General features: G+C 50.3%; 10 protein-coding genes. 3 read left to right on the top strand and 7 right to left on the bottom strand.

Going from position 1 to position 11511, the window contains the following annotated elements; genetic code table 11:
• Both AB7U36_RS09940 and AB7U36_RS09935 read right to left on the bottom strand, forming a co-directional pair.
• The coding region (locus tag AB7U36_RS09940) for a class I tRNA ligase family protein (protein WP_428159626.1) at positions 1-265 on the bottom strand (265 nt) is incomplete at its 3' end.
• Between the two features lie 193 nt (positions 266-458).
• Positions 459-791: a hypothetical protein gene (locus AB7U36_RS09935; protein WP_428159625.1), complete on the bottom strand. Its 333-nt coding sequence runs from the start codon at positions 789-791 to the stop codon at positions 459-461.
• A gap of 246 nt (positions 792-1037) precedes the next feature.
• On the opposite strand from AB7U36_RS09935, the gene AB7U36_RS09930 reads away from it, so the two are divergent.
• Together AB7U36_RS09930 and AB7U36_RS09925 are read left to right on the top strand one after the other, a co-directional pair.
• Positions 1038-1868: a hypothetical protein gene (locus AB7U36_RS09930; protein ID WP_428159624.1), complete on the top strand. Its 831-nt coding sequence runs from the start codon at positions 1038-1040 to the stop codon at positions 1866-1868.
• A gap of 43 nt (positions 1869-1911) precedes the next feature.
• Positions 1912-2238 (top strand): hypothetical protein, encoded by a 327-nt coding sequence (locus AB7U36_RS09925; protein WP_428159623.1) that lies wholly within the window; start codon positions 1912-1914, stop codon positions 2236-2238.
• 101 nt (positions 2239-2339) lie between these two features.
• Here the strand turns inward: AB7U36_RS09925 and AB7U36_RS09920 are convergent, their stop codons facing one another.
• From AB7U36_RS09920 to pheA, 5 genes are read right to left on the bottom strand one after another with little or no spacing between them, the layout of a single operon-like run.
• Positions 2340-2723 (bottom strand): thioesterase, FlK family, encoded by a 384-nt coding sequence (locus tag AB7U36_RS09920; RefSeq protein ID WP_428159622.1) that lies wholly within the window; start codon positions 2721-2723, stop codon positions 2340-2342.
• Between the two features lie 25 nt (positions 2724-2748).
• A complete protein-coding gene (gene aroL / locus AB7U36_RS09915) occupies positions 2749-3282 on the bottom strand; it encodes a shikimate kinase AroL (protein ID WP_428159621.1) in 534 nt (177 codons plus the stop codon).
• A 60-nt stretch (positions 3283-3342) separates the two neighbouring features.
• A complete protein-coding gene (gene aroA / locus AB7U36_RS09910; RefSeq protein ID WP_428159620.1) occupies positions 3343-4605 on the bottom strand; it encodes a 3-phosphoshikimate 1-carboxyvinyltransferase in 1263 nt (420 codons plus the stop codon).
• 18 nt (positions 4606-4623) lie between these two features.
• The gene (locus AB7U36_RS09905) at positions 4624-5427 is read right to left on the bottom strand and encodes a shikimate dehydrogenase (protein WP_428159619.1); all 804 of its coding nucleotides are present in this window, start codon (positions 5425-5427) and stop codon (positions 4624-4626) included.
• Complete coding sequence (gene pheA / locus AB7U36_RS09900) at positions 5424-6563, bottom strand: prephenate dehydratase (protein WP_428159618.1); 1140 nt, start codon at positions 6561-6563, stop codon at positions 5424-5426. Before pheA ends, AB7U36_RS09905 begins: the two co-directional genes overlap by 4 nt.
• Before the next feature lie 645 nt (positions 6564-7208).
• On the opposite strand from pheA, the gene AB7U36_RS09895 reads away from it, so the two are divergent.
• Positions 7209-11420: a GNAT family N-acetyltransferase gene (locus AB7U36_RS09895; RefSeq protein ID WP_428159617.1), complete on the top strand. Its 4212-nt coding sequence runs from the start codon at positions 7209-7211 to the stop codon at positions 11418-11420.
• Positions 11421-11511 lie beyond the last annotated feature (91 nt).

Raw genomic sequence — 11511 nt, 5'->3', positions numbered from 1 at the left:
TTCCGGCGTGATCGGTTCCCGGCATCCAAAGAACATTCTGCCCCAAAAGCCTTCTGTATCTGCACATGACATCCTGAATCACGTTGTTCAGCGCATGGCCCATATGAAGCACACCAGTGACGTTGGGCGGTGGAATCACAATTGAAAAAGGGGGGCTGTCACTTTTGTCTTCAGCTTTGAAAAAACCGTTTTCAAGCCAGAATGAATACCACTTCTCTTCAATCTCTTTTGGTGAATATCCTTTGTCCAGGGAATCCGAACACATAATTCAACTCCTCAAACCCTTTTAATATGAGAGAGCCCTTATTCCCAGGGATCTCTGCCATGTTTTGTCGTGAACCGCCCCGCGTTTTAAAAAAGCCAGGCTGTCCAAGGCTGTTTAATGAAAAAGGGGATTGAATCAATCCCCGTCACGTTAATAAAAATTTTTAAAAATTAAGTCAATCGTTTAATCAAGCCTAACCAATATCATCAAGATCTTTTCGCAGCCCGGCTTTAATATCTTCTATTTCATGCTTGATCACTTTTTCCATTACTTCAAAAAGGATTTTTTCAATGGTTTCAGAAAATTTCTTCTCTATAAATTTTTCAAGGGCCGCTTCTATGTCATCCCGGCCCAGTGACCTCATGAGATTTTCACTATCTCCAAGTGCCAAAAAAGCATCATCAGAAAGCAACGCTTCCGGATCATGGGTTTTCTGTGTCAGTTCAATTCGTTCCTGGCCGTTGGGGGATGATTCTTCCGTGACCACCTCGGTCAACTCAATAATATCATCATAATCTTGAACCATAAAATCCTCATTTTATCCTGATTTTAAAGCGTTTGATTTTATTTTAACGAGATTAAAAAATTATCAGAGCAGATAAAAAGTGTCAACAATTTCCCAGAAGCCGGGTTCCAAATATTTTAAATTTCCTGTTGCATTTAGGCGAAAATTTGGATTATTCTCCGATTCAGCTGATCTTTAAAAAATTCACATCTTCAGCTAAGGACCGCTCAAACCCGCCATTAATCTTCAACCCAAAGGAGGAAAACTATGGAAGAAAAATTAAACATTCCTGAAATTGACATGAATGAGGTGAAAGCAGGTGATGTACTATTGTCTTACGGAGATGGGTGGATTTCTGATGCCATAAGATTGGTGGACGGCGGACATTACAGCCATGCAGCATTCTTCAATGGCGGAACAATCATTGAAGCCGGTTCGAGAGGCGTTGTCCAAACGCCGCTTGAAAAGGAAGTCAGTGCCCAAAAATACGTTGATGTCTACCGATTCAAATCAGACAGCGGCATGGATTTTTCTTCACAGGGCTGGCCGGTTGATCCGGTGGTCCAACGGGCCAATTACTATTTTGAAAAAGGTACAAAATATGCTGATAACCAATTGTACCTCGTCGGGGTATTGATTATCATCAGGAAACTTCCCCATGATCGTGTTGAGAAGGCGGTTTTAAGAGCGATTATTGCCATGGTTTTCAAACTGTTTAAGCGGATATTCGAGGGAAAAGAGACAAAGTCGGTGGTATGTTCGGAACTGGTTTACCGCAGTTTTTACGAAGCAATCCCAGAAAAAAAATACGGCCTGACCATTAAAGGAACCTTGGCTCCTTTAAAGATCCGATTGGACAGTCTTGTGGAAAATGAATCCGGAAACGAGCCCTCCGATGACACTGAACTTAATGAAATGATTGAGCAGGCAGAGCAGATGTATTGGAAAATAAATCCGCATCTGGCATCTTCCAAACATGAAATAAATTCATTTTTAAAAGCGGGCAACCCGTTGGTCGCCGCGGAAATGGTCAGCCCGCATGATCTTGAGACAAGTCCCAATTTAGACCTGATAGGCCGCATCAAAAAAATAAGGTGAGGACAAGAAAAATCCTGACTTCAGATGTAAAGGAGAACAAACTATGTACGAAATTATCGCTAACCCTCAGGAGTACCAGATTGACCACCTGATTAACGGCACTGACAACGCAAACATTGAACTTACAAGGGAAGAAAGGGACAAGTGGGCAAAACAGATCGTTCAATTCAGTGAACGTTTGTCCGGATTTGCCCAAAAAGCAGACTTGTTTTCGTCACTTCTTGCGTCAGAAGAAAAGATCGCAGCAACCCCGGCCTCGTTGAAAACACTGAAAATTCAGCTTTTCATGATTAATGATGCCCTGAATTCCGCCCTGGGTATTGCTGACATGCTGGAAGACGATATGATCAAGGCGTCCCAAAATGCGTAAAACCGCTTAAGCGCATTCACGGTTATTTCCTATTAAATTTGTACCATCCAGAGCACCATGTTTTATCAAAACATGGTGCTCTGGATAGTTTTTCAAAATTTTCATCCAAGAACATGTTTTTCCAGGATAAAGCAGGAAAAATCTCCCTTGAAAACCACCTCATCTTCACGTTTAACGGTAACGCTGACCATCTGTTTTTTACCTGACGCTGATATTACACTGGCCTGGGCATGGACAGATTCCCCGGCTTTGACAGGTTTTAGGAATTTAACATCTGCTCCGCCAAGCACAACATTGGGGTGATTCACGGCAAGCATGGCCGCATAGTCAGCAAGTCCGAAAATAAATCCGCCATGCACCAGCCCTGAGTCATCTGCCGCCATTCTGGGTGTGGTAGTATATGCCACACTGCTTTTACCGTTTTCTACCATGACCGGCTTGCCGCACAGTTCATTATCTATCAATTGATGGGTGATTATATTCATTAAAAATCCTCCTTTTCTGACATTTTTAGAATTTGGTTTCAGAACATGTGAGCAAGGCCATGATCCGACGCGCTGCTGCTTTGGGGGCGTATTCTTCTGTGTTAATGGATATCGCGGCAAGTGCCTGGTACAAAGGGGTTCTGATTTCAAGCATTTTTTTTGTTTCAAGGGCAAGGCTGTCACGGGTAAGGTCCGGTCTTCGCCCGGTGTTGTTTTCATCTTTGCGGATTCTGTCCGTCAGAACAGACGCCGGGGCATAAAGATATACAACAACCCCGTTCTTCTTTAAAAACGCTCTGTTTTCCTCCGCAAGAATGATGCCGCCGCCCGTGGCTATAACGGGAGCGCTTTCCAGATCCAGATTCGTCAGTGTTTCAGTCTCTTTAGTCCTGAAATAGGGCCAGCCGTACCGGGCCACCATCTGTGCAATGCTAGTGCCCAAAGTTGATTCCAGAACCAGATCCGTATCCAGAAATGTTTTGTTCAAAAACTCAGCCAGATACCTTCCTGTACTGGTTTTGCCGGTACACCGGTATCCGATAAGAAAAATGGGACGCATGGACACTCCTTTTTTACAGGGCATTAATCTATAAGGCGTCAAATTCATAAGGCATCAAAGTCACAAGGCATCAAAGAGCTGCCAGAATGTCGGGAACGATTTTTCCACGCACACGGGATTTTCAATTTTAATGCCATCCACCCTGAGGCCTGCAACGGCAAACGCCATGGCAATGCGATGGTCGTTAAAGGTTTCAATGAGAGCACCATGGGGTGTGCCGCCGGTAATTTCCATAAAATCCGGACCCTGCACCGCTTTAATTCCCATTTTGGTGAGCTGGGAACAAACCGCATCAATGCGGTCGCACTCCTTGACCCGAAGATGGCCGATATTGGTAATCCGGGTGGTGCCCGTTGCAAACGCGGCGGTTACAGCCACGGCAGGCACGGCATCCGGGGTATCGGACATATCCACATCCACGCCGTGTAAAGGCATAGGGCCGCCTTTTACCCGCAGGACCAGGCCGTCACGATTTACCGTACAGCCCATTTTTTCAAATATATATGCCTGTTTCACATCGCCCTGCAAAGAGGCTGTGCCGATATTGTCCACGCCGATATCCGCACCTGTAACAGCACCGGCTGCCCAGAAATAACCGGCATTGGAGAGATCCGGCTCCACGGATCTTTTGCCACATGTGTAGGTCTGGCCCCCAGGGACCTCATAGCAGGTGTCGGATATCCGGAAGGCATTGACCCCGAACTGCTTCATCACATCCAGGGTCAGATCAACATAAGGCCGGGACACGGCAGGACCAGTCAAATCAATCACAAGGCCCTGGTCAAAGAAAGCCCCGGCCATAAGCAGGGCAGACAAGGACTGGCTGGACCTGGAGCAGTCAAGAAGGGTCCGCCCTCCGGCCCTGTCCCCGCCCTGGATCACCACAGGCGGGGTGCCTTCATTGTTTTGGGAACGGGCATGTATCCGGATACGGCCAAGGGCATCCAAAAGCTCCCCCATGGGGCGTTGACACATCCGCTCATCCCCGGTCAGGGTATATGGGGTAGTTCCAAGGGCGGCAATACCTGCTAAAAGGCGCATGGACGTACCTGAATTGCCAAGGTAGATGGGCTCCGGCCAGGGTTTTGGCCGCCCGCCAAAACCTGTGACCAACAGGGCACTGTTTTGTCTGGTTTCAATTTGAGCCCCCATGCACTCAAGGGTTTTGCGGGTAAGTGAAATATCCTGGCTGTCCAGTACATTGTAAATTTCAGATATGCCGTCGGCCAGGGCTGAACAGATCAGCATCCTGTGTGAAATGCTTTTAGAGCCCGGGATGTTGACCACCTGGTCCTGGATATTTCTGGAAATAACCTGCTTCATGAACGTCTCCTTTTATCATTAAATCGTGCCTGAAATAACATTCCGCATCAGGTCCGTATCAGGGGTCATGTCTGTCCATAATTCAAACTGGGCTGCTGCCTGGGCAATGAACATGGACAGGCCGTCAATGGTTGTGCATCCCTTTTGTTCCGCCGCTTCAAGCAGCCGGGTCCTCAACGGGGTATACACCACATCCATCACCACCATATCAGAGGTTAATGCTTCCGGTGGAAAGCTGATTCCATTCTCTTTGGGAGCCATGCCGATGCTTGTGGTATTGATCACCACATCTGCCTGGATGTTTGCCATATCTTTGGCAGGTATAAACCGGGCGTTAACCGTTTCAGCAAGGGCCTTGCCTTTTTGTTCCGTTCGATTGGTGATGATGATATCCCCTTTTTGAGCGGCAATACCGTGGGCCACGGCCCGGGCCGCACCGCCTGCCCCCACAATACAAACGGTTTTGCCTGAAATGCCAAAGGGGACAAGGGGCGCAACAGCGGCCTGGCAATCCGTATTATAACCTTTTAATATGCCATTTTCATTAACTATGGTGTTTACGGCACCAATGGCCCGGGCTGTGGGATCAATCCAGTCAATATGCGCCATGATTGATTCCTTGAAAGGAATAGTCACGGAAGCCCCCTGGATATCCAGCGTGCGCACAGCCTGTACCGCTCCTGCTGCATCCTGCACCTCAAAGGCAAGGTAAACAGCATTGATCCCCTTATTTTTAAACGCCGCATTATGAATTACAGGGCCTTTAGAGTGCCTGACAGGATTTCCAAATACACAATATAACCGGGTGAACGCGTCAATCATTGTAATATCTCCGGTTTTTCAAAAATCGGGTACGACCCCAACACCTTTAAATACAGGGCCTGGCTTCGAATTTGTTCAATGGTTTGAAATACAATTTCATCCTGAATATGCCCTTCAATATCCATGAAAAAATGATAACTCCAGTTTTGGTGGCGCGTGGGTCTGGATTCAAGTTTAACCATGTTCAAGCCAGCTCGGTTCACAGGCGAAAGTGCCCTGAAAAGGGCACCCGGGGTATGGTTTGTGGCAAACATAATAGATGTTTTATCATTCCCTGTTCTTGCCGGACGTTTTCCTCCGATCACAAGAAACCGCGTAATGTTGCCGGCACGGTCCTGTATTTTTGATGCCACCGGCAGCAGGGTATAAAAATGAGCTGCTTTGCCCGATGCAATGGCGGCAATCTGTTCATCCTTTGAGGCCATAAGTGCCGCATGTGATGTGGAGGTGGTCTCCATGACTATGGCATCGGGCAGATGTTTCTTCAACCAGTTTTTGCACTGGGCAATGGCCTGGGGATGGGAGTAAACGGTTTTAACGTCTTTGAGTTCCCCTGTAATGGATAACAGATCATGGGAAACAGGCTCATAATGCTCTGCCGTAATATGAATATCAAATTCGGCAAACAGATCAAGGGTATAGTTGACAGCCCCTTCAATAGAGTTTTCAACGGGAACAATGCCGAAATGCAGTTCCTTTCGCTCAATATTATTAAAAATGTCGAAAAAACCGGGCTGTTCTACAAATTCTCCGCAGTGCCTGAAATAATGGAGGGCTGCAATATGGGAATGGCTGGCCAGGGGACCTAAAAAACCAATGGTCTTAGGCTTCTGGATTTCCCGTGTGGCCGTGATGATCACATTGAAAATATACTGGATCAGACTCTCATCCGCAGGGCCGGGGTTCAGCCGGGAAAGCCGGTCAATCACCATGCGTTCCCGGGCCCGGTCCAGAATCTGACTGCCTTTTTGTTTTTTAATCTCCCCTACTTTTTTACCGATCTCAAGGCGCTGGTTGATCAGTTCAAGGATGCGCTCATCAATGCGGTCAATTTCCCCGCGAAGGGGAGACAGTGGCGAAGGCTCATCACCTGTTTGCTTTTGATGATCTTTATCCTTGATTTCCCGGTCTGTCATATCAATTTCCTTTTTTTATTTGTGTTCGAACGAAATGGCACCCATCTGCGGCATTGCAAGAAAAGTTGCAATCCTCACAACCATAAGGTTGCTCCGGTTGCAACGTTTCTTGCGCCTTTCATCTGGCAACTTTTCGTCCAAACACGGATTTTATATTCAGGCACCAATTGGGCACAAATAAAAAAAACCGCCCCAGGCCCTGCCTGCTGCGGTTTTAGTGATTTCAGTTAAATTTATGGGGAAAATCAGTAGTCCACAGGCAGGATCTCCTTATTATAAAATCGAGTGCTAAAATAAAAATTTTTGTTGAAGATGAAATCCATTGAACTATTTTTTCCCTTTATAATTTTTTTAAAACCATATACGTTGGATCTGTTTCTGTCAATTGTCTAATATAGCTTATTTAAAAAATAATAAACAGAAATAACGTTTTTTTAAATAGTTATTAATTGAATGTATCAAGCGTTCCCGGTATATTGAAACGAATCAAACAAATCAAACGAATCAGTTGAAAACGATCCCGTTTTGTCCATCTCAACTGATATCAAAGCTCTGTGTGAATTACATAGACGTTTTTATAAAGCATTACAGCTTTAATTGCTAACTTTCTAACTTTTTATGCAACGTTAGGGTGAAGCGTGAGCCATGGTACAAAATGACGAAAAACATCCCCCAGGCGTGGACAGGAAAAAGACGTCCCCAGCCGCCTTTCTGGCGGCGGCCGCCCGGGCCGGCCTTTTTCCCCAGACACCGCCAAACATTTCACCCGGGGCATCTTTGGCCTCTCTGGGTCTTTTCCATGCCCGTGATTACCGAATACGCCATGCCCGCATGGAAGATCTTGCGGTCCTGGAGGATTTGGAAAGGCGTTGCTGGTCCCAGGCTCTTCAGACACCCGGGGATGAATTGGCCCATCGCCTGGACACCTTCCCGGAGGGACAATTCGTTCTGGTACTCGATAATACAATCACAGGGGTCATCTACTCCCAGCGAATCCCCCACGCGGATGCCCTGAGGGGTGCCCGGTCAGACAGTGTTTCAATGCTTCATCAGGCCCAAGGGCCGGTGGCGCAGCTACTGGCCGTCAACATTGATCCCCAATACCAGGAAAGACAACTGGGCGACCAACTCCTGGAGTTCATTCTCCAGTACTTCTCGGTAACGCCGGGAATCGAATCTGTGGTGGCGGTCACCCTGTGCCGGAACTATCACCGGCAAAAGGAGATGGACAAGAACCCGCCCCTGGGGCTGGAACAATACATTAAAAAACGGGATGCCCGGGGGCTGCTCCACGACCCGATCCTGCGTTTCCATGAACTGCACGGCGCGGACATCAGCGGCCTTATCCCCGGATACCGCCCCAAGGACACAAAAAATGAAGGCTTTGGGGTCCTGGCCATATACGACATTCGCAAGCGCCGGCGCAAGGAGGCAAACCTTTCCTTGCCATCCAAAACCAACACCGGGCTCTCCGGGAAAGAACTCATGGATTTTCTGGAACATACGATCAAGGAGATATTAGGCAAAGAGAATGAACCGGCATTTTCCGCGAATCGCCCCTTTATGGAAATGGGCCTGGATTCAGCGGACTTACTCCAGCTCAACGAACAGCTGTCCCATGCCTTCCACCAAAAACTTGGGGCCACCTTCTTTTTCAAACACAACACGCACCAGAAACTGGTCTCCTGGTTCCAGGCCAATCCTCCCGCAAAGACCCGGCCCTATTCATCCCTTGAAACAGCCGCTACCGCCCCAACCCATAACCCACGCCAAAACGACATTGCGATCGTCGGCATGGCCTGCCGCCTGCCCGGCGGTATCAACGATCCCCAGGCCTTATGGGAGCTGTTGAAAAACGGCAGGCACGTCATCGGCCCCATGCCCCGGGGACGCTGGACCTGGCCTGCGGGCATTGATCCGGCCCATGAACACCGGGGCATAGACCAGGGCGGGTTCCTTGAGGATATTGAAAGTTTTGATGCATCCTTCTTCCGCATCTCTCCCAAGGAAGCGGCCCTCATGGACCCGCAACAGCGGATTCTTTTGGAACTTGCCTGGGAAACCCTGAACAACGGCGGTCTTTCCGTGGAAAGCCAGGCAGGGAGCCGGACAGGGGTTTTTATCGGTGCCAGCGGTTCCGATTACCGGCTGTTGCTGGAACAGGAAAAAATTCCTGCCCAAGCCCACATGACCACGGGCAATTCCATGGCGGTGATGGCCAACCGCATCTCCTATTTCTTTGATTTTAACGGCCCGAACCTCTCCATTGATACGGCCTGTTCAAGTTCACTGGTGGCGGTACACGAGGCGGTCCAGTCACTGAGGCAAGGACAATGCACCCAGGCCCTGGCCGGCGGCATCAACCTGATCTGCCATCCCGGGACCAGTATCTCTTATTACAAGGCCGGTATGCTCTCCCCGGACGGCCTTTGCCGGACCTTTGACCAAAAGGCCAACGGATATGTGAGATCCGAAGGGGCGGCCATGATCATGCTAAAACCCCTGGACCGGGCCATTGCGGACCAAAATTTCATCCATGCCGTGATCAAAGGCTCGGCCTGCAATCACGGCGGCCTGGCCACCGGCTTAACGGTTCCCAATCCGGACCAGCAGGCCAGGTTGCTTAGAGACGCATGGGAAAATGCAGGGATCTGCGCCACGTCCCTGGGCTATTTTGAAGCCCACGGCACCGGCACCTCTCTGGGTGATCCCATTGAAGTGCAGGGATTGCAAGACGCCTTTGCTCAAATTGCTCAAAGTACCGGCTCCCAATCTTTGGACATTGTTCATGAAAAAAGCTGCGGCCTGGGATCCGTTAAAACCAACCTGGGGCATCTGGAAGCCGCCTCAGGCATTACCGGCCTGATAAAAACAGTTCTCTGCCTGAACCGGCGGGAGCTGGTGCCCTCCCTGCATTGTGAAAAGCTCAATCCGCATATAGACTTGGCCGATTCTCCCTTTTACGTCCCGGACCGCCTTCAACCATGGCCCGAACCCAAAGGAGAATCCTGCGGCAGGGTGGCCGGCGTGAGCAGCTTTGGATTTGGCGGCACCAATGCCCATGTGGTCCTGGAGGAATTTGTGGGCCCGGCCGTGGAAACACCGGAGAATACCAGGAAAAAACCGAGCCCGTTTAACCGGAAACCCCATTGGTTTTCCCGGAGGCCGACGGTAACAGAAAAGTCCTCCCCTGTTTTTTTCATGGAAAAAGGGTGGCGGTCCGTCCCCCTGCATACCTCCGGGACAAAGCCACAGGACGCCGGTGGAAAAATCGCGATATTCTCCACTGACGATACCCGGAACCTGGCCGAATCACTTGCCAAACACCTGCCCCAAAGCCAGATTGTATCTTTAGACGACCCAACAGCCCCGTCCCTTGATTTTGGCGGATGCATCCACCTGTATGGGCACAACACGAATAATGACCTTGACCACCTGAAGTTACGGATTCAGTGGCTCCAGCAATGGATCGGCAAGGGGGTGGGGACCAGGGCCAGGGGAAGCAACGCAAAATTAACCCTTCTCGGTGTCACCCAGGGCCTGGAATCTTTCCGGAATCCGGCCCCGAATTTATCAGGCGCCCCAATAGCCGCATTGTACAGGACCTTGCAAAGCGAGTATTCCCATGTTTGCTCACGGCATATGGATATTTTACCAGGCGGGTCCCAAGACACCCACACCCTGGCCGGGATGATTGCCGGGGAATTTTGGGACAAGCAGGGTCCGCCTGAAATCTGCCTGCGTGACGGCGAACGGTATGCGCCCATTCTCAGGGCCTGCCCGGAAAAGCCGGCCCCCGGACCGGCCCTGGAAATCCCGGAAAACGAGGTGTTGTGGATCACCGGCGGTACCCGGGGCCTGGGGCTTTTATGCGCCCGTCATTTTGTGTCCCGCTATAATGTCAAGCGCCTGGTTCTCACGGGCCAAGAGCCGTTTCCCCCCCGGGAACAATGGCCGTCATTTCAGGCTGAAAACGGTTCCGCCTCCCCGAACCTGAAAACGGCCCTGGCAATGGTCCAAAAAATAGAAGCCGTCAAAGCCCTGGAAGCCCAAGGCGTCCAGGTCCGGGTGCTCAGCTTTACATTGTCCGATGAAGCGGCAATGGGAAAATACCTCCAAGAGATCAGACAGACCATGGGCCCTGCCGCCGGCGTCATTCACTGCGCCGGCATCGAGGGAACAGACACCCCGGCATTTATACGCAAAGATCCGGAGGAAATTCACCGGGTATTGGAACCCAAAATACCCGGACTGAACCAATTGGTTGCGCACTTCAACGCCGAGCCCCTGCGGTTTTTCCTTGTTTTTTCTTCGGTGTCCGCCGCCATTCCAGCCCTGGCTGTGGGCCGCATTGATTATGCAATGGCCAACGCCTACATGGATTATCTTGCCCAGTCCTGCCCCCACAGCTGCCCCCTGGTGAGCATCCAGTGGCCAAGCTGGAAGGAAACCGGCATGGGAGAAGTCCGGAACCCGGTGTATGAAGGGACCGGGCTGGTCAGTTTAACCGACCGGGAGGGACTGCGCATATTGGACCATGTCCTAGGCCATGACCTGGGACCGGTGATTATGCCCGCCATGGTGAACCCATCCCTATGGGAACCGGAATGTTTACTGGACCACAAACCCCACCCGGCCCCAACGGCCCATGCCGGGGCCCCCAGGCTCAACAGCGGGCCCAACCGGAAACCAAACCCAAAATCCCTGCGCCCATGGCTCACCCGCCTGTTTTCCCGGGAACTGGGTATCGAACCCGGCGACGTTGATCCGGACACCCAGTTTAAGGATTACGGCGCCGATTCCATCCTGCTCTCCCAGGTACTTGGCCATATCAACAAAAAGCTGGATCCCCCCTGACGCCCACGGCGCTATACGAATACACCACCCTGAACACCCTGGCCTCCCACCTGGAAGTAAAGGGTCCGGAATCCATTCAATCACCCCCCCC

This window comes from Desulfobacter sp. (assembly GCF_050177295.1).
This window is presented reverse-complemented; position numbering and strand designations above follow the sequence as displayed.